The sequence below is a fragment of the Rhodococcus wratislaviensis genome (assembly GCF_041228765.1).
GTDB lineage: Bacteria > Actinomycetota > Actinomycetes > Mycobacteriales > Mycobacteriaceae > Rhodococcus_F > Rhodococcus_F wratislaviensis.
The window spans coordinates 1,612,031-1,631,752 of sequence record NZ_CP150488.1; the positions used below are offsets into that span (position 1 = coordinate 1,612,031).

15 protein-coding genes and 1 pseudogene are annotated in these 19,722 nt (G+C 67.5%); 14 read left to right on the forward strand and 2 right to left on the reverse strand.

Features of this window, described 5'->3' with window-relative positions; genetic code table 11:
- Nucleotides 1-78: 78 nt before the first annotated feature.
- The 7 genes from WKC72_RS07190 to WKC72_RS07220 all read left to right on the forward strand — a co-directional run bounded on the left by WKC72_RS07190 (nucleotide 79) and on the right by WKC72_RS07220 (nucleotide 9,443).
- Nucleotides 79-1,182, forward strand: a complete 1,104-nt coding sequence (locus WKC72_RS07190; protein ID WP_128640897.1) for a LuxR C-terminal-related transcriptional regulator — start codon at nucleotides 79-81, stop codon at nucleotides 1,180-1,182.
- A gap of 144 nt (nucleotides 1,183-1,326) precedes the next feature.
- Nucleotides 1,327-3,393: a hydantoinase/oxoprolinase family protein gene (locus WKC72_RS07195; RefSeq protein ID WP_370182161.1), complete on the forward strand. Its 2,067-nt coding sequence runs from the start codon at nucleotides 1,327-1,329 to the stop codon at nucleotides 3,391-3,393.
- Between the two features lie 10 nt (nucleotides 3,394-3,403).
- Nucleotides 3,404-5,323 (forward strand): hydantoinase B/oxoprolinase family protein, encoded by a 1,920-nt coding sequence (locus tag WKC72_RS07200; RefSeq protein WP_268789130.1) that lies wholly within the window; start codon nucleotides 3,404-3,406, stop codon nucleotides 5,321-5,323.
- Nucleotides 5,324-5,336: 13 nt separating this feature from the next.
- A complete protein-coding gene (locus WKC72_RS07205) occupies nucleotides 5,337-5,597 on the forward strand; it encodes a hypothetical protein (RefSeq protein ID WP_370182162.1) in 261 nt (86 codons plus the stop codon).
- A gap of 34 nt (nucleotides 5,598-5,631) precedes the next feature.
- A complete protein-coding gene (locus WKC72_RS07210) occupies nucleotides 5,632-6,396 on the forward strand; it encodes an SDR family NAD(P)-dependent oxidoreductase (protein WP_370182163.1) in 765 nt (254 codons plus the stop codon).
- Between the two features lie 107 nt (nucleotides 6,397-6,503).
- A complete protein-coding gene (locus WKC72_RS07215; RefSeq protein WP_370182164.1) occupies nucleotides 6,504-7,967 on the forward strand; it encodes an aldehyde dehydrogenase family protein in 1,464 nt (487 codons plus the stop codon).
- A 48-nt stretch (nucleotides 7,968-8,015) separates the two neighbouring features.
- Nucleotides 8,016-9,443 (forward strand): MmgE/PrpD family protein, encoded by a 1,428-nt coding sequence (locus tag WKC72_RS07220; protein ID WP_370182165.1) that lies wholly within the window; start codon nucleotides 8,016-8,018, stop codon nucleotides 9,441-9,443.
- Nucleotides 9,444-9,520: 77 nt separating this feature from the next.
- On the opposite strand, the gene WKC72_RS07225 is transcribed toward WKC72_RS07220, so the two are convergent.
- Nucleotides 9,521-9,871 (reverse strand): WhiB family transcriptional regulator, encoded by a 351-nt coding sequence (locus tag WKC72_RS07225; RefSeq protein WP_083849743.1) that lies wholly within the window; start codon nucleotides 9,869-9,871, stop codon nucleotides 9,521-9,523.
- A 135-nt stretch (nucleotides 9,872-10,006) separates the two neighbouring features.
- Nucleotides 10,007-11,302, reverse strand: a complete 1,296-nt coding sequence (locus WKC72_RS07230; RefSeq protein WP_370182166.1) for an MFS transporter — start codon at nucleotides 11,300-11,302, stop codon at nucleotides 10,007-10,009.
- 218 nt (nucleotides 11,303-11,520) lie between these two features.
- Here WKC72_RS07230 and WKC72_RS07235 point away from each other — a divergent pair.
- The 7 genes and pseudogenes from WKC72_RS07235 to WKC72_RS07265 form a co-directional block, all read left to right on the forward strand.
- Nucleotides 11,521-12,012, forward strand: a pseudogene (locus WKC72_RS07235) (MaoC family dehydratase); the annotation flags it as partial.
- Nucleotides 12,013-12,063: 51 nt separating this feature from the next.
- Complete coding sequence (locus WKC72_RS07240) at nucleotides 12,064-14,013, forward strand: AMP-binding protein (RefSeq protein ID WP_370182167.1); 1,950 nt, start codon at nucleotides 12,064-12,066, stop codon at nucleotides 14,011-14,013.
- Nucleotides 14,014-14,023: 10 nt separating this feature from the next.
- Nucleotides 14,024-15,190: an acyl-CoA dehydrogenase family protein gene (locus WKC72_RS07245; RefSeq protein ID WP_005250148.1), complete on the forward strand. Its 1,167-nt coding sequence runs from the start codon at nucleotides 14,024-14,026 to the stop codon at nucleotides 15,188-15,190.
- A gap of 25 nt (nucleotides 15,191-15,215) precedes the next feature.
- Nucleotides 15,216-16,337 carry a CaiB/BaiF CoA-transferase family protein gene (locus tag WKC72_RS07250; protein ID WP_037229970.1) on the forward strand — a complete coding sequence of 374 codons (1,122 nt, stop codon included), beginning with the start codon at nucleotides 15,216-15,218 and terminating at the stop codon, nucleotides 16,335-16,337.
- 50 nt (nucleotides 16,338-16,387) lie between these two features.
- Complete coding sequence (locus WKC72_RS07255; protein ID WP_009475371.1) at nucleotides 16,388-17,179, forward strand: enoyl-CoA hydratase/isomerase family protein; 792 nt, start codon at nucleotides 16,388-16,390, stop codon at nucleotides 17,177-17,179.
- Nucleotides 17,176-18,330: a CaiB/BaiF CoA transferase family protein gene (locus WKC72_RS07260; RefSeq protein WP_370182168.1), complete on the forward strand. Its 1,155-nt coding sequence runs from the start codon at nucleotides 17,176-17,178 to the stop codon at nucleotides 18,328-18,330. Before WKC72_RS07255 ends, WKC72_RS07260 begins: the two co-directional genes overlap by 4 nt.
- A 16-nt stretch (nucleotides 18,331-18,346) precedes the next feature.
- Nucleotides 18,347-19,693: a phenylacetate--CoA ligase family protein gene (locus tag WKC72_RS07265; RefSeq protein ID WP_370182169.1), complete on the forward strand. Its 1,347-nt coding sequence runs from the start codon at nucleotides 18,347-18,349 to the stop codon at nucleotides 19,691-19,693.
- The last annotated feature ends 29 nt before the right edge of the window (nucleotides 19,694-19,722 follow it).

Below are 19,722 nucleotides of genomic sequence, written 5' to 3' on the forward strand. Positions count from 1 at the left end.
GCAGGTCGTGCGGTCGTGACGTGGCTCACCAGGATGCCTAGCATGGTGCGTAGGCCAGCGACTTCATGGGAGTGCGGTATGCGCAACACGTCGATCCGGCAGGACGCCTCGGCGCTGCACAATGCGATCGCCGACCTCACCCACGACGTGAGTGTGCTGCTCGACCGCGACCTGAGCGGTCCGCAGCCGGCCGGCGCACAGTCCCACAGTCAGGCGCTTGGCTGGCTGTGGGACCTCGTGACCGCCGAGATGACGCGTGCGATCGGCCAACACGACCCGTCGTCCGATGTTCTGACGCCCTTGATGGCGATTCTCGGCCGAATACGCGAGGCGGAGGCCGCGGTGGCGCAGTTGGGGCTGGCCGACCACGCGGAGATTCTCGCGAAGGTTCAGTCGGCGTTGGCACAGGTCGGCGACGTGCAGACCGTCGACGCGCTGCTGGCCCGGGCTCCCGAGGCGGTATGCAGCCTCGGTTTCGATCGCGCCCTGCTGTCGACGGTGGACGGCTCGTGGCGGTTGCATTCGATGCACGTCGTCCGCGACCCTCGCTGGGCGGAGGAGATCGTGGCGGTGGGCCGGGAGAATCCGCCGGTTCTCGACCGCATGCTCGTCGAGAACGACACCGTGGTCGGTGCTCGCGCAACGCTTGTCCACGAGGTGCAGGACAACCCTCGCGTCAACCGCCCGCTGGCCGAGATCACCAGATCCTCGTCGTACGGCATTGCGCCGCTGATGGTCGACGGTGACGTCGTCGGGCTGGTGCACGGAGATTGCTATCACCAGCAACGCAATCTCACCAGTGTCGATCAAGCGCTGCTGTCGACGTTCGCCGAAGCGATGAGTCAAAACCTGGCGAGAGTCAGTGTGCTCGAGGGGCTTTCGGTGGTACGTACCCAACTGGACGGCCTCGGACGCTGGACCAAGGCACCCGGCCCCGGGGTAGCGAAGTCCGTCGCGCTCGGTCGCGACGACGATTCCGTGCTCACCCGCCGCGAGGTGCAGATCGTACGACTCATGGCGGACGGCGACTCCAACGGCAAGATCGCCCGCAGGCTGGTCATCTCCGAGGGAACCGTGAAGACCCACATCACCCGTATCCTGCGCAAACTCGGCGCAGCCAACCGGGCCGAGGCCGTGTCGATCTGGCTGCGCAATTCCGACGTCACGCGCACTACGACGTAACGCTGACGTCGGCTGAAGGTCGTACGGATCTACGACCTTCGTCAGATGTTCCCGCACCCTCCGTGCGGAAGAGTGACGTGCAACACAAACGTGGCGCAGATGCACTGCGCATGTCACTGAAGTACACAGCACGGAGGCCGAGATATGACGCAGAGTGAGCGGGCAGCCGACTGGATTGTCGGCATCGATGTCGGTGGCACCTTCACCGACATCATTGCGCTCAACCGCAAGACGGGTGAGACCCGAGACGGCAAGGTGCTGTCGACCCTCCAGCAGGAGGAGGGAGTACTGCTGAGCATCGAGGCGATCGGTGTCGAGGTTCCGGACGTTGCCGAGATCGTGCACGGGCACACGGTGGGCATCAACGCCCTGCTCAGCCGCACCGGCGAGCGCACCGGTCTGATCGCGACACGCGGTCACCGGGATCTGCTCGACATCGGTCGCATGCACCGCGAATTCGGTGACCGGTTCTACGATCCCACCTGGCTTCGGCCGCACCAGGAGCGGCCGATCGTGCAGCGTGAATCGCGCTTCGGCGTTCCGGAGCGACTGCGGTACGACGGGTCCGAGCTGTTGCCGTTGGACGAGAACGCCGTCCGCGACGCTGCACGCTCCCTCGCGAGCCAGGGCGCGAAGTCGGTGGCGGTGTGTTTGATGAACTCCTACATCAACCCCGACCACGAGCAGCGGGCGGCCGAGATCGTCGCAGAAGAGTTGCCGGAAGCCTACATTCAGACCTCCGCGCTCTACCCGGTGACCAAGGAACACGAGCGCACCACGACCGTCGCCCTCGACGCGTACGTGGGCCCGGCCGTCGTCGGCTACCTCGACCGGCTTATGAGCCAGCTGTCCGAGCGCAATTACGCTGGGACGCTGTGGATCATGATGATGAACGGCGGTGTCGCGACATTCGCCGACGCCGGCCGCGCTCCGGTGTTCCAGCTGGTCTCCGGCCCGGTCGGTGGCGTGAGCGGCAGCGTCAAGCTCGCCAACGAGAGCAGTTCGCCGAACCTGCTCACCATCGACGTCGGCGGGACGAGCACGGACGTGGCGGCGATCGTGCACGGCAAGACGCCGCTCACCGATCTGTGGACGCTGGAAACCGGTCTCACGCTGACCATGCCGCTGGTCGACGTGGAGAGCGTCGGCTCGGGTGCCGGTAGCCTGATCCGGCCCAGCACGCTCGGCAATGTGGCGGTCGGTCCGGCTTCGGCCGGTTCGAATCCCGGTCCCGTGTGTTACCGGCGCGGTGGCGTCGAGCCCACGCTCACCGATGCGTGCGCGGCTCTCGGGGTCCTCCAGCCGGACCTGTTCGCCAACGGTTCCATTCGGCTCGACGTCGATGCGTCGCTCGATGCGCTCCGGAAGACCGGGGAGCAGTTCGGCATGTCGGCCCTCGAGCTCGCCTCGGCCGCCTACGAGGTCGCGTGTGAGGACATCGCCGCGAAGGTCCGCACGATCTCGGTCTACCGGGGACTCGATGTCCGCGAGTTCGCCCTGCAGCCGTCGGGGTCGGCCGGCCCGATGCTCGCCGACCGCGTCGGGCAGATCCTGGGCCTGGACAAGGTGATCGTGCCTCGCAACCCCGGCCAGTTCTCGGCCATGGGGCTGCTCCGCAGTGACCTGATGGTCACCCGGGCGCAGTCGATCATGAGCCCGCTCGCACCCGCGAGCGCCGATGCGATCGAGGCCGCCTTCGTCGCACTGCAGGACCGCATCCGCGGCGAACTCGACAGCCAGGGCGCCGACGTGGGTCGCATCCGCTTCGAGCGGGCCGTTTTCGCGATGTATCGCGGCCAGACGTGGGACAACCGCATGCCTATCCATTCCGGCGCTCTCACTGCCGACGGTGTGACCGATCTGGTGCCGCAGTTCCACGACTTCTACCGGGAATCATACGGTTTCGCGGCGACCGAGATTCCTGTCGTGATCTCGACGGTCGAGGTGACGGCGATCATCCCGCGCGAGCAGCACAAGACCGACCTCACCCCCGAGGACGGCGAGGCATTCCTCCGCACGACGGAGCTCACCTTGCCGGGCACGACCGAGCAGGTCGAGGTGTCCATCTACGTTCGGGAGCGTCTCCAACCCTTCGAGCGGGTGCAGGGCCCCGCCCTCGTCGCCGAGAAGTTCGCGACAACCCTCGTCCTTCCGGGCCGGACGGCCTACGTGGACGGCGACCTGAATCTCATCATCGAGCCCCAGAGCTGAGGAGCAGACCATGACGATCACCACCCCCGACACCGGCCCCGCGGTCGATGTCGAACTCGACATCCTCCGCTACGGCCTCACCGAGGTCGCCCGGGAGATGCTGGACTCGCTGATGCGCAGCGCCTTCTCCCCGGTCTGCCGCGACATCCTGGACTGCACCAGCGCCATTCACATGCGCACCGACGACGGCTGGGAAACCGTCGCGCTGTGGGAGGGCTGCATGCAGCACGCGTTCACCGCCCCGCACATTGCGAACTTCGTGATGGACGAGTGGGACATCGACAGCATGCAGCCCGGTGACGTCATCTTCGTCAACGACCCGTGGCGCGGCACCATCCACCAGTCCGACGTCAACCTGCTCCGGCCCGTATTCGTCGATGGCCGCGTGGAGTTCCTGTTGCATTCGACGTCCCACCTCGTCGATCTCGGTGGTGCGATCCCGGGCGGCTTCTCCAACGGCACCCAGACGCACTTCGAGGAGCAGCTGAAGCTGCCGCCGACGTTGCTGTACGCGAACGACGTTCCGGTTCGCCCGCTGTTCAACTTCATCCTCGAGAACAACCGGGTGCCGCAGCTCGTGCTCGGGGACCTGCGGGCCCTGCACGGCTGCCTGGTGGTCGGCGAGCGCCAGCTGCAGGATCTGATCGCCCGCGGGGGCCTGGCGAAGGTGCGTGCGGCCGGCCGCTTCGCCATCGAGGCCACCGAGGCCAGCATGCGGCGAGGTATCGCGAGTATTCCGGACGGCGATTACACCGCCGAGGACTTCCTCGACGAGGACGGCGTCTCCGACGAGCCGATTCCGGTCAACGTGACCGTGAAGGTGCGCGGAGATTCCATGGAGATCGACTTCTCCGGTTCGGGTCGGCAGCCCCTCGGCAACTGTGGCACCGCCTGGTGCGAGGCCTCACGCTGCATCGAGGCGGTCAAGCTGATGGTCGACCCGTCGACACCGGTCAACAGTGGCACGCTGCGCCCGATCGAGACTCTGCTGCCGTCCGGCAGCGTGGTGCAGGTCCTGCCGCCGTCGAGTTGCTCCAACCACGCAGATATCGGCGCCCGGGGGATCAATGTCGTCACGCAGGCCCTGAGCCAGGCGATGGACGAGGCATTCGCCTGTGACACAGGCACTGCCGTCGTCGTCAGCCTCGGCGGTATCGATACCCGCCCGGGCCACGAAGGCACACCATGGGGTGCCTTCGCGCTCGCCGGTGGCGGCTGGGGCGGCACGTGGAAGGACGACGGTGTCTCCTTCTGCGTGATTCCGATCGGCAACTGCCGGACGTCGGTGCAGGAACATGTCGAGATCGAGAGCCCCCTGGTCATCGTCCAACACGAGATGGTGATCGACACCGCCGGAGCCGGAGAATTCCGCGGCGGTCTCGGCTCGGTCTACTCGATCTTCGCCGAGTCCGACACGATGGTCACCATCACCGCCGACCGGGTCCGCTGCGGCGCTCCCGGCTCGAACGGAGGTGGCGCCGGCTCGCCGGCCTACGGCTGGTACATCGAGAACTTCGACCTTGCCGAACACGGTGATCCACTCGACCTGCGTGGCGCCGAGCCCCTGTTCGGCATGTTCGACGATCAGGGTCGGCCGGACCCGGACAACGGTGAGTTCGGGCGCGGGGCGCGCTACCAGACCGGCAAGTTCTCCGGACTCGTCCTGAAAGCCGGCGATGCGCTCCGCTTCGTCATCGGCGGTGGCGGCGGCTGGGGTGACCCCCTGGCCCGCATTCCCGGAAAGGTGCTGCAGGACGTCCGTAGCGGACTTGTCAGCCCCGAGTTCGCGGCCGACGCCCACGGGGTCGTGATCGCGAACGGTGACGTCGACGAGGCCGCCACATCGGCACGACGAGCGCAGCTGACCGCCGACCGCGGCCAGGGGCGCTGGAGCGTGCCGGTGGCCACCCCCCGCAACTGGAATCTCTGAGAAAGGCATCCCCATGGCAGTCGACCGGCTCCTGTTTCCCCGTCCCGAGACCGACCGGGTCTACGTCGAACGCACCACCGTAGACGGCGAATGTCCGTCATGCGGCGCAACGAGTCTCGCTCGCTATCCCGTCGCCAACCACCTCGGCCCCCGCATGGTCGTGAAGTGCCAGGACTGCTTTCACCACGTGTCGGTGACGCGTCCCGAGCCCGACGACAACTGGCCCGCATGGCGTTCGCCGGCCCGCGACTGGCCGGCCTCACGCGTCGGATAGGCATCAACGCATCTACTCGGAAGAAGGACGGAAAATGTCAGGATTACTCGACGGGAAAGTAGTACTCGTCACCGGCGCGGCGGGAGGCATCGGGCGCGCGACGTCGCTGTTGGCCGCGAAGGAAGGCGCACGGGTTGCGGCGACCGATGTGTCCGAGGAGGGCGTCGCGGCGACGGCTGACCTTGTGCGCGCGGCGGGCGGTGAGGCGATCGCGCTTCCCGCCGACCTCACGGTCGGAGCGTCGGTGGATGCGATGGTCGCCGCGGCCGTCGACCACTACGGCAGCCTGGACGGCGCGTTCAACAATGCGGGAGTGAGTGGCGGGCAGATCGGTCAGGGTGGTCGATCCGTTGCGGATTGGGACGAGGAAGCATTCGACCGGGCCATCGCAGTGAACCTCAAGGGCGTGTGGCTCTGTATGCGTGCTGAGTTGAAGCAGATGGTGACGCAGGGTGGGGGCGTCATCGTGAATACCGCATCACTCGCGGGTCTCACCGGATTCAAAACCACAGCGGGGTACGCGGCGGCCAAACACGGCGTCGTCGGCCTGACCAAGACTGCGGCAATCGAATACGCGCCGACCATCCGGATCAACGCGGTGTGCCCGGGTTATACCGACACCGATTTGATGAAGGATGCCAAGCGCCGCAGCGGATCCACCATCATGTCCCGGATTCCCTTCGGCGCACTCGCGCGACCCGACGACATCGCGGAGATGGCGTGCTGGCTCCTCTCCGATCGCGCCGGCTATGCGACCGGCGGCTCGTTCGTCGTCGATGGCGGATACATGGCGGGGTAACACCGGAAGTTCCACTTGTGAACATAATATATTGAGTATGGTGGTCCTGGCCCGGCCTTGTGCCGGGAAGGGCGCCGTGCACGATCGAGAGGCAGAGGTTCATTGTCATGTCCGCACTGATTGTCGAGGCCGAGTGCCACATCGACGGGCGCCGGATCGCGGGTGAGGGGGAGGCGATCCGGTCGATCGACCCGACGACCGGCCGGGAACTGGCCGTCACACCGGCGGCGAGCCCGGCGCAGGTCGCCGCAGCGGTGTCCGCTGCCCGGCGGGCGTTCGACGACGGCGAGTGGAGCCGTCTCGGGCCTGGTGAGCGTGGTGCCTTGCTGCACCGGCTGGCGGATCTGCTCGAGCGGGACCGGGAGAAGATCATCGACCTCGCCGCCACCGAGATCGGCACACCGGTCAGCAGCGCGGCGGCCTTGCATGTCGATCTGCCCGTCAGGTTCTTCCGATGGTTCGCCGACGCGGCGGCCCGGGGGCCGCGGGACGGGTACGAGCAGCCCCTTCCGCTGCATCACGACCCGGTCGTCTCGAGCAGCATGCTGGTGCGGGACCCGGCCGGTGTGGTGGCCGCGGTCGTCGCCTACAACGTCCCGGTCATGATGTGTGCGTACAAGCTCGGCCCCGCCCTGGCGTCGGGCTGCTCGACCGTCCTGGTGACCTCGCCGAGGGCCGTGTTGCTGACGTTCGCGATCATGCGGTTGATCGAGGAGGCGGGATTCCCGCCGGGCGCGGTCAACCTGGTCTTCGGCCCGCCGAGTGTGACCGCCCAGGTGGTCGGTGCCCCGGAGGTCGACCTGGTGACGTTCACCGGTTCCGCCGCGGTCGGCAGCAAGATCCTCACCTTGGCGGCCCCGACGCTGAAGAAGGTCGTCCTCGAGCTCGGCGGCAAATCACCCAACATCGTGCTGCCCGGCACCGACATCGAGACGGCGGTGCCCGCGTCCGCGTTGCGCTTCACCCGCAACAGCGGCCAAGCGTGCGGGGCGACGACACGAACCCTGGTGCCTCAGGCCGATTTCGACGAGTACGTCGAGAGGTCGGGCAAGTTCCTCGGTGGCCTCACGGTCGGCGACCCGCATCGGCCCGACACCGTCCTGGGACCGCTGATCACCGGGGAGCATCGTGCAAATGTGGAGGGATTCCTGGCGCGCGCCCGAGAGGCGGGCGCCGAGGTTCCTGTCGGTGGGGGCCGGCCGCCGGGCCTCGATGACGGCTTCTTCCTCGAACCGACTCTGGTGACCGGCATCTCGAACGACGCGGAGATCGCGCAGGAGGAACTCTTCGCGCCCGTCGGAGTGGTGATGCCCTACACCGACCTGGACGAGGCCGTCCGCATGGCCAACGGAGTCAAGTACGCCCTCAACGCCAACGTGTGGGGTCCCACCGCCGACGCACTTGCGTTCGCTCGCCGCCTTCGCTCGGGCACCGTCACCATCAACGGCGGTGGCGGAATGCGCGGAGACGCCCCGTGGGGCGGACCCGGACACAGCGGAATCGGCCGCGAAGGCGGCGAAGAGGGATTCCGTGAGTTCTTCGAAGTCAAGCACATTCAGTGGCCCGTGTGACCGAACCGACGTCACCACCACCAACACAGCAACAAGAGGAAGAATCTGATGCCAACAATTGTCGAAGAACTCGCAGATTTCGCCGCCGGCGCCGAGGGACGATTACTCCCGGGTGACGTGGTTGCCGAGTCCAAGCGGATTCTGCTGGATACCCTGGGCTGCGCGGTGGCGTCGCTCGGCGACGCGGGCGCGCGCCGGGGCATCGAGTACGGCCGGTTCCTCGGCGGGTCGGGTGGCTCGGCGTCGATCATCGGGACGGGCACGAAGACGTCGGTACCCGGTGCGGCGTTCGCCAACGCCGAGTTGGTCAACGCGCTCGACCAGGACGCGGTACTGCCGCCCGGTCACGTGACGCCCTACGTCGTGCCCGGTGCGTTGGCGACGGCAGAAGCTCTGCACTCCTCGGGCGAACGGCTGCTCACGTCGATCGCAGTGGCGCACGAGATGTCGTACCGCATCGGCAAGGCCACCGACTATCTACGCGACATCAAAGACGGTGTGGTCACCATCCCGAAGGTCATCGGCTACAGCAGCACACTGTTCGGTGCGGCGGCCGCGATCGGCGTGGTCAAGGGGTTCGGCAACGACACGCTGGCCGATGCGCTCGGGATCATGGGCTCGACGATTCCGACCAACACCCAGCGGGCATGGATGATGCACGCGCCGTCGACGACGATCAAATACCAGCTCGCCGGGGGCATGGCCCTGTCGGCCGTGACGGCAGCGAGCCTGGCCGAACTCGGGCACACCGGTGACCGCCAGATGCTCGACGACCGCGAGTACGGCTTCTCCCGATTCATCGGGACCTCACGCTGGGAGCCGGCGCCGATCACCGCGGGTCTGGGCACGGAGTGGACCTTCACCCCGTTCCAGTCGTTCAAGCCGTATCCCCACTGCCGGGTCATGCACGCGCTGTTCGACGCCCTCACCGAGATCATCGAGGTCAACGACATCAAGCCCGACGAGATCGAGGCCATCAATGCCTGGGGCGAGAGCTTCGTGATGCAGCCGGTGTGGGTCAACGAGACCATCCGCAATCCGCGCGACGCGCAGTTCAGCATGACCCACGGCCTTGCCCTCGCCGCCCACCGGATTCCCCCGGGCAAGGACTGGCAGACGCCGGAAGCGGTGCTCGATCCGTCCGTCCTCGAGCTCACCACGAAGACGACGTTTCAGGAACACCCCGACTACACCGCGGAACTGGCGAGCAACCCGGCCGCACGCCGATCGCGCATCGAGGTCCACGCGCGCGGCACCCAGTTCTCCGGCGAACGCGGCTACCCCAAGGGCAGTCCGTCCCCCGACCCGGCCACCTACATGACCGACGACGAACTGATCGCCAAATTCCGCCACAACGTCGACGGAGCAGTGAGCGACGCGGACGCGGACGCCGTCATCGAGGCCGTGTACGACCTCGAGAACGTCGACGACATCTCGACGATCCTGAACCGATTGCAGCCCAACACCGTCGGCTGATCGGATCCGAACCACTGCGCCGCCCTTGCCTAAGACTGGCGAGGGCGGCGCGGTTCTGTGTAGGCACTCGTGGAGCCCTACCCCGGCTTCCTCTGCCAGCGGCTCCATTTTCTGGCAGCGCCGAGTTCCCGCGGAGTCAATCCGCCCCACACTCCGTGTTGTTCGCCGAAATGGATGGCGTACTGACGGCATTCAGTGATCACCGGGCACCGCCGGCAAATGTTCTTCGCGGTGCGCTCGCGCTGAGGTTGGGCCTTCGGGTTGTCGTCGTCGAGATAGAAGACGGCGATGTCCATGCCACGGCACCGCGCACGCAGGCGCCATTCCTCAGGGGTGACATCGCCATCCGGTGCGGCGTGCGATGTTCTCACAGAACACGCTCCGATCGTCGACGAGGTATGTCGTGCCGATGTGGGCACTAAAAACATAATATATTGAATGGCGAGAAGGGGCAACCGGACCGAAGCATCGCCGACCGGATGGCAGACGTCTGTGCCCAGCACTTCTGACGGTTGCCAGAAGTGCTGGGCACAAATTGGAGACTCGCAGCGGATCGCTGTGGGTCAGCGGGTGACGCGGAGGAGTTCGCGATCCCGCGCCGGGTCGGCGAGAATCAGTGCGAGAACCGCGACGACGGCACCCACGATGCCCAGGCATTGGAACGACGCCTGGTACCCGTCGATCTTCGTCGCCGAGGCGTCGACGACGATCCCCATCGCCCACGGTCCGATGATCCCGCCGATTGCCTGGATCGCGAAGAAGGCGCCGATGACGCCTGCTGTCTGGCGCGGCGGGCAGGTCGCGATCACCGCGGCATTGAGCAGCGGGAACACCGCGACAACCAGCCCGTACGCCACCGACACCGCGCAGACCGCAAGGAGCGGAGATCCGAGGGCCGGCAGGCTCAGCAGCAACACACCGGCGACGATGACGCCGACGCACGGCACGACCACTCGGACGAGGCGGATCGACAGGCCGCGGCTGATCCCGCGGTCGCTCAGCCAGGAGCCGCCGACGAGCGTCGCGAGCCCGACGAAGCTCGGCGCAGCGAACAGGGTGCCCGACTCGAGCCGTGAATATCCCAAACCCTGCTCGAAGTACGACGGCAGCCAGGTGAGCACGACGGTCATGAGCGCGTAGGCGCTCATCGCGACGAGAACGGCGGACACGAAGGTCCTCGACGTGAGCAGACGCCGCCAAGCGACCGCCGGCTCGCTGTCGGTGTCTTCCGTCGACGTGTGCTTCCCGCCAACGACATACGGTCCCGGCCGCCAGGTCAGCAGCCACGGGACGCACCAGAACGCGGTCGCGCAACTGAGCACGATGATTGCTGCGCGCCACCCGTACTCGGCCACCACGAGCGCGAGAATCGGGACGACGGCCATCTTGGCCAGCATGCTTCCACTGATAATGAGCGCGCTCGGGAGCCCCCGCTTGGCGGGCGCATGCCAGGAGTAGGCGGCGGTGTGCAGCAAACCGGATGTGGGCCCCTCGGTGAGCCCGAGGAGCATCCGGCTCGCGAGCAGCACCGCGAATGTCGACCACACGACGAGCGGCAGCATGACGACGCCCCACAGCACGGCGATGATCGCGATGGACCACCGGAGCGCGAGAACCTTGTTGATCGGTCCCGCGAAGAAGCCGCCGAAGCTGAAGGCGAGGAAGAACATGCTGCCGGTGAAGCCGATCTGTGACGCGCTGAGCCCGAGGTCCTCGCTGAGCGGTTGAGCGATGAGGCCGAACACGGCCTTGTCGGACGCGTTCATGAGGTACAGCACCACGAGCATTCCCGTGATGCCCCACGCGGTCAGCTTGCTGGGTTCGGTTTCCGGTTCGGACCGAGGGGCTTTCGTGGGCACGGGGTCGGTTATGAGGTGTTCTTCGGTGTTGTTCACGTAAGGGTGCCCTTCAGTCTTGTCGTCGAGATCACACCATCAACGCTGTGTGTTATGCATCATATACTATTCACGCGTGGCGGAGGTTGCGCAATACATCAAGCACTAAACATCCCGTCCTTGCATGCATAATATATTTCACTTAGAGTGAGGCTACGAACTGCAGCGACCGAGAGCACTCGTCGTCGCTCGAGAGAAAGGGACGTCACATGCCGGGTCTGTACTTCGAGGAATTCGCACCGGGAATGGTGATCGATCACGAGGTGCGCCGCACCGTGACCGAAACCGACAACGTCCTGTTCAGCACGATGACCCTGAACATGGCGCCGCTCCACCTGGATGCGGAGTACAGCAAGGACTCCATCCACGGGCAGCGTCTGGTGAACAGCCTGTTCCTCCTCGGCCTTGTTGCCGGTATCTCGATGCACGACACCACGTACGGGACCACCCTCGGCAACCTCGGCTTCGACTCGATCAAGTTCCCCAAGCCGGTGTTCCACGGTGACACCATCCATGTGCGCACCGAGATCGTGTCGGCCCGGGAGTCGAAGAGCCGCAACGACTCCGGCATCGTCACCTTCCGCCACTACGGCATCAACCAGCGCGACGAGATCGTGTGCGACGCCACCCGCGTCGGCCTGATGCTCAAGAAGTCGGCCGACGCGCAGGCCTGATCGCACATCCCGACCGGACGATCGACCGCCCCAGACGAGGAGAACACGGAAATGGGCATCAGTAGCCAGCCCGAGGAGATGGCCTGGGTTCCCGGCCCAGCGGTGCGCGAGCGCGCGAGGCTGCTCGCAGCGATGAAGAGCTGGGGCTTCGGCGACGACGCCGCCGCCGTCACCGAGCTGGGCCGCCGCGCCGTCGCCGATCCCGAGTGGTTCTGGCGCGAGGCGCTCACCGACCTCGACGTCGAGTTCTCGGTGCCGTTCGACCGGGTTCTCGACGAGTCCGAGGGCAAGGAATTCCCGAGATGGTTCCCGGGCGGCCGGATCAACGTCGCCGAACTGGCGGCCCTCCGGCACGCCCGCGGTGACCTCGCCGGCAAGACCGCGGTGGTCTACGAGGGTGACGGGGGACAGCGGCGCACGCTGACCTTCGCGGAGCTCGCGGCGGAGGTGAGCCGATTCGCGGCGCACCTCGCGGGCCTGGGAGTGCGCCGCGGCGACCGGGTGGTGCTGTTCATGCCGGTCGTGCCCGAGGCCGCCGTGGCGTTCCTCGCGATCGCGATGATCGGCGCGGTCGCGGTGCCCACGTTCAGTGGATATGCGCCCGACGCCCTGGCCACGCGTCTGCAGGATTCGGACGCCGTCCTCCTGGTGACCGCCGACGGCACGACGCGCCGCGACAAGGTCGTCGCGATGAAGGCGACCGCGGACGCCGCACTGGCGCAGGCGCCGTCGGTGCGTTCCGTCGTGGTGATCCGGCACCTGGGAACCGACGTGCCGATGCGGGAAGGCCGCGACGTCTACTACGACGAACTGGCAGCCGATCCGGAGCCGGTGCCGACCGCGGAGACCGAGTCGAACGACCCGCTGGCCATCGTCTACACGTCCGGCACCACGGGCAGGCCGAAGGGAATCGTGCACTCGCACGGCGGTTTCGCGGCCAAGACCGCGGTCGACTTCGCCTACGGCTTCGACGTGCACGCCGACGACGTGGTCTCCTGGATCACCGACCTCGGTTGGCTCGTGGGCCCGATGCTCATGACCGGCCCGCTGCAGCTCGGCGCGACCATCGTGATGATCGAGGGCCTGCCCACCCATCCCACACCGAATCGTATGTGGGAGATCGTGAACCGTAACGGCGTGACCGTGCAGGGCATCGCGCCGACGGCGGCACGCGCACTCAAGGCGGCGGGCGACGGCAGCGCTTCGGCGATGCCGACCCTGAAGACGTTCGTCTCCACCGGCGAGGCCTGGGACGAGCCGACCTGGTTCTGGCTGTTCGACGAGGTCGGCGGGCGAGAGCGCGCGATCGTCAACTACAGCGGCGGCACCGAGGTCGGTGGCGGCATCCTCGTCGGCTACCCGTTCCTTCCCGCCGCACCGGCGGCGTTCACCGGCCCGTTGCCCGGCGTCGATGCGGCCGTCCTCGACGAGGACGGCAAGCCCGTCGTCGGCCAGATCGGCGAACTCGCGGTGCTCAACACGTTCCCCGGGATGACGCACGCGTTCTGGCAGGACCGGGACCGCTACCTGGACACCTACTGGAGTCGATGGGACGGGGTCTGGGTGCATGGCGACCTCGCGAGCGTCGATGCTGCCGGCATGTGGCGGATCCACGGCCGCTCGGACGACACGATCAAGCTTTCCGGGCGCCGCGTGGGGCCGGCCGAGATAGAGGCGGCCCTGCTGCGTGACAACCGGATCACGGAGGTCGCGGTGATCGGCGTGCCCGACGAGATGCGCGGTCAGCGCGCGGTGGCGTTCGCGGTTCTGCGCGCCGACGGCGTCGACAACGACGACCTGCAGGCGACAGCGTTGGCGAACGCGGGCAAATCCTTTGCGCCCGAGGTCTATGCGGTGCCGACGCTGCCGAAGACGAAGAACGGAAAGATCATGCGCCGCGCCATCCGGTCGCGGTTCATCGGTGCCCCGATCGGCGACATGTCGTCGCTCGACCCGGCGACGCCGCTCGAGGACATTCCCGTGTACGCGGGCGAAGACTAGGAGTACTGAGATGGCAGATTTCGACACCGAAAGCAACATCGAGATCGTCCGCAAGGCGACTCGCGAGCTGGCGCGGAAGTTCGACAACAACTACTGGCTCGACAAGGACAACAAGCACGAATACCCGTGGGATTTCATCAAGGCCTTCGCGGACGGGGGCTGGCTCGGCGCGATGATCCCGGAGGAGTACGGCGGGATCGGCCTGGGCCTGCAGGAGGCCGCCGTGATGATGGGCGAGATCGCGTCCTCCGGCGGAGGCATGAGCGGTGGCTCGGCGATCCACTTCTACGTCTTCCCGCCGGCGCCGATCGTCCGGTACGGCTCGGAGGAGATGAAGAAGAAGTATCTCCCCAAGCTGGCCTCGGGTGAGATGCTCACCGCGTTCGGCATCACCGAGCCGACCGCCGGTGTCGACACGTCCCGCATCAAGACCAAGGCGACCAAGGTCGACGGCGGCTGGGTCATCAACGGCCAGAAGGTGTTCATCACCAACGCGCAGAACGCGCACCGCATCCTGCTGCTGGCCCGCACGGCGCCGCGGCGCGACGACAAGCCGCTGCACGGGATGACGATCTTCTTCGCCGAACTCGACCCCAAGCACGTCACGATCCGCGAGATCGACAAGCTCGGCCGCGCGGCCATCGACACCAACGAACTGTTCATCGACAACCTGTTCGTGGCCGACGAGGACGTGGTCGGCGAGGTCGACAAGGGCTTCTACTACATCATCGACGGACTCAACCCCGAACGCATCGTCGTCGCGATGGAGGGCATCGGCCTCGGCCGCGCGGCCCTCGAGATCGGCACCGAGTACGCCAAGAACCGGGTGGTGTTCGATCGCCCGATCGGCCAGAACCAGGCCGTCGCTCACCCGCTCGCGGACTCGTGGATCCGTCTCGAGGCCGCCGAGCGCATGGCGATGCACGCCGCGAAACTCTTCGACGACAAGCAGGAGTGCGGGCACGAGGCCGCGGCAGCGAAGTACCTCGGCGCCGAGGCCGGCTTCGAAGCGTGCGACCGGGTGTTCTCGACGCTGGGCGGCTACGCGTACGCGAAGGAGTACCACATCGAGCGGCTGTGGCGGGAGGTGCGACTCCTGCGCAACGCGCCGTTCTCGCAGGAGATGGTGCGCAACTACGTCTCGCAGCAGGTTCTCGGCCTGCCGCGGTCGTACTGAGCCCCACCGACGAAGGAGTGTGACGATGACCGGTCCGCTGGCTGGAGTCCGGGCACTGGTGCTCGCGGGAATGGGCCCGGTGCCGTACGTCTCGATGCTGCTCGCCGACATGGGAGCCGACGTGGTGCGGGTGGTGCGGCCACCGAACCGGACGGCCCGCGCCCTCAGCCAGACGGACGGTCTGACCGAGGAAGTCGACGTGGTCAACCGGGGCGTCGACGCGGTGGCCGTCGACCTCAAGGACCCGGCCGGACGCGAGAGTGTGCTGCGCCTGGCCGAAGCCGCGGACATCTTCATCGAGGGATACCGGCCCGGCGTGACCGAACGCCTCGGGCTCGGCCCGGACGAGGTGATGGCACGCAACGAGCGCCTCGTCTACGTGCGGCTGACCGGCTACGGACAGACGGGGCCCCGTTCGCGGGACGCCGGACACGACATCAACTACGTCGCGCAGTCCGGCGCGTTGCACGCCATGGCACGGTCCGACAGTGCGCCGCGCCCGCCGATCAACCTCCTCGGTGACTACGCGGCAGGCGGAGCCATGGGCGCGTACGGCATTGCGTGCGCCCTGGTCTCCGCCGCCCGCACGGGGCGGGGGCAGGTGATCGACGCCGCGATGGTCGACGGTGTCGCGGCACTGACCGCCAAGCTGCAGGGCCTGCGCGCCGCGGGCCTCTACTCGGACGATCCGGGGACGAACTTCCTCGACTCCGGGGCACCGTTCTACGACACCTACCGGTGCGCGGAAGGCGGCTACATCGCCGTCGGCGCGCTCGAACCCGACTTCTACCGCGAGTTCACGTCACGGCTCGGCGTCGATACCGCCGACTGGCCCGACCAGAACGATCGCGCCGCGTGGCCGCATCTGCGCAAGCTCATCGGCGACGCGGTCGAGTGCCGCACCCGTGACGAATGGGAGAAGGTGTTCGCGGGTACCGATGCCTGCGTCACCCCGGTGCTCACGTTCGACGAGGCCGCGGTGGATCCCCACAACACCCAGCGCGGCGTGTACCGGACCGTCGGCGGTGTCCTGCATCCGATGCCCGCGCCGCGTTTCAGCGGCACACCCGCTCGCGAACCCGAGATCCCGCGGGTGGGCACCGTCGCGACCACGGACGTCGCGTCGCGGTGGGGTCTCGGCGACTGACGAACCGCCGGCGCACCGATCGACCCGAGAATTTCCAGGAAGGAAGCACAGTGACCAGCTACGAGGACTTCACGTCCGTGAAGGTAGACCGCCCGGAAGAAGGCATTCTCCGCATCATGCTGGACGGGCCGAACCTCAACGCGGTGGGCCCGGACGCGCACCGCGAGCTGGCCGACATCTGGCCGGTGATCGGTCTCGACCAGTCGGTTCGCGCCGTGGTCATTCGCGGCGCCGGTGAGCGGGCGTTCTCGGCAGGAGGCAGCTTCGATCTCGTCGAGGCCATGATCGGCGACTACTCGTCGCGGACCCGGGTGATGCGTGAGGCACGCGACCTGGTGCGCAACATCATCGAGGTCCCGCAGCCGATCATTTCTGCGATCAACGGACCGGCTGCCGGTGCTGGCCTGGTGGCCGCTCTGCTGGCCGACATTTCCGTCGCGGGCCGCCGCACCAAGATCGTCGACGGCCACGTCCGGCTGGGTGTCGCAGCCGGCGACCACGCAGCCATCTGCTGGCCGCTGCTGACGAGCATGGCGAAGGCCAAGTACCACCTGCTCACCAACGAGGTGCTCACCGGCGAGGAGGCGGAGCGGATCGGCATGGTCTCGCTGTGCGTCGACGACGACCAGGTGCAGGACCGGGCGATGGAGATCGCGCGGAAGCTGGCCGCCGGCTCCCGTGCCGGCATCCAGGGCACCAAGATGGCCCTCAACGGCTGGTACCGGCAGGCGATGCCGATCTTCGACGCGTCGCTGGGGCTGGAGTTCTACGGCTTCGGCGGTCCCGACGTGGTCGAGGGTGTGTCCTCGCACCGCGAGAAGCGGGAGCCGAAGTTCTCGTGACCGGAACCGAACAGGAAACGCAGGGGCCGCTCGCCGGCATCACCGTGGTCGGGCTGGAGCAGGCGATCTCGGCGCCGCTCTGCACGCGTCACCTCGCGGACCTCGGGGCCCGCGTGATCAAGGTGGAGGCCCCGGGCTTCGGCGACTCGACGCGCGCGTACGACTCCGTGGTCGGCGGGATGTCCGCACACTTCACGTGGCTGAACCACGGCAAGGAGTCGGCGGCGCTGGACCTCAAGTCCGCAGCCGACATGGGGACCTTCCGGAACATCCTCGCCACCGCCGACGTCGTGGTCAGCAACCTCGCGCCCGGCGCGCTCGACCGGCTGGGGATCGGTACCCGGGACCTCTCGCGTGACTTCCCGCGACTGATCGTGGTCGACATCTCCGGCTATGGGAAGGGTGGTCCCCTCGACCACAAGCGGGCGTACGACCTGCTCATCCAGGCGGAGGGCGGATCCTGCAGCATCACCGGCGCACCGGGACATCCGGCCAAGCCGGGCATCCCGGTGGCCGACGTCGGCACGGCGCTGTACGCGTACTCCGCGGTGCTGGCCGCGCTCTACGACCGGGAACGGACCGGGCGGGGAGCGGTCATCCCGATCGCCATGCTCGACACCGTCGCCGAGATGATGGGGTTCGCCCTCAATCAGGTGATCCACGCCGGTACCGAGCCCGTGCCGGTCGGCATGGGCTCACCGATGATCGCGCCCTACGGCGCGTACCCAACCTCCGACGACCAGACCGCGGTGCTCGGGACGACCAACGACCGCGAGTGGCGACGTCTCGCCGAGATGATCGGCCGACCGGAGCTCGCCGACGAACCGCGATACGCGCACAACGACAATCGCGTCGAGGCGCGGGACGAACTGGACGCGGTCGTGGGGGCGTGGTGCGCGGAGCACACGCTGGCGGAGATCCAGAAGACGGCGGACGCCGCGGGGATCGGCAACGCCCGGCTCAACAGCGTGCGCGACCTGACCGAGCACCCGCAGCTTGTCGAGCGCGGACGGTGGCGCGAGGTGGGTACCCCGTCCGGCCCCGTGCCGGCGCTGCTGCCGCCCGCGGTGGCCGAAGGCTGGCCGGTGCGCAGCGGCGCGGTGCCCGCTCTCGGCGCGCACACCGACGCCATCAGGTCTGAATTCGAGTAGGAAGAGGGATCGCACCATGGCTGTTCCCCATTCGGCACGGCACTGGAGCGCGGTCGAGTCGCTCGCGCCCGGCGACGCTGCGGATCTGCAGAACCGGCGGCTGCGCGAGCAACTCGACTACCTCGCCGCCCGCAGCGACTTCTACAAGGCGAAGTTCGCCGAGCATTCCGTCGACGTCACCCGGGTGCGGACGGTGGAGGACCTCGCGGGCCTGCCGTTCACCGAGAAGCAGGAACTGCGGGACAGCCTGGCGGCCACGCCGCCGCTGGGCAACCATGTCGCGGCCGAGGCCGCCGACATCGTGCAGATCCAGGCGTCGTCGGGCACCACCGGCAGCCCGTCCTACGTCGGGTTGACGCGCCGCGACATCGACGTCTGGTCCGAGCTCGGGGCGCGGGCCCTGTACGCCAACGGTTTTCGACCCGGCGACCGGTTGCTGCACGGGTTCGGGATGAGCAAGGGCTTCGTCGGCGGGATCCCCGTCGTGCAGATGGCACAGTACATGGGCATCGTCGACATTCCGATCGGCGCGGAGGCGGGCGCGGAGCGACTCCTGCGTGTGCAGGCGGACCAGCGGCCCGATGCGCTGATCGGCACGCCGAACTTCCTGGCGTATCTGGCCGAGCAGGCACCGACGATCCTCGGCCTGCGTGCCCGGGATCTGGGTGTGCGCGCCATCAGTGTGGGCGGCGAGCCCGGTGGCGGTCTGCCCGCGGTCCGCGGCAAGCTCGAGTCGTTGTGGGGCGCCACGTCACGGGAGATGCTGGGCGGCACCGATATCGCCTGCATCTACTGGGGCGAGTGCGAGGCCGGCGACGGGATGCACTTCCTCTCCCCGGACCTGATGGTGGCCGAGCTGATCGATCCGGAGACCGACGAGATCGTCGCGCCCGTGGCCGGCGCGCGGGGCGAGTTGGTGTACACGGCGCTCCGCAGGCAGGCGTCACCCCTGCTGCGGTTCCGCACCCGCGACCACGTGGTGGTCACCGGCACCGACTGCGCATGTGGCCGTACCGGGTACAAGGTGCGGTGCGTCGGCCGGACCGACGACATGCTGATCGTGCGCGGCATCAACCTCTTTCCTTCCGCGGTCAAGCAATTGGTCTCGGAGCTGGCGCCGGCCACCACTGGCGAGATGCGGATCCGCGTCGACTTCGAGGGGCATTCGACGCAGAAGCCGCTCATGCTGGTCGTGGAGTATTCCGACGGACTCGGTACCGAGCAGCAGGACGACCTGCGGTCGTCGATCGAGCAGCGGGTCCGGTCGGCGCTGGGCGTCAAAGCGGTCGTCGAGCTCGTGCCCGACCGCACCCTCACACGACCGGACCACGTCAAGGTGAATCTCATCGAGCGCGTGTCGTGACGTAGGTCGCGGCGCCGCGCGTCAGTGCA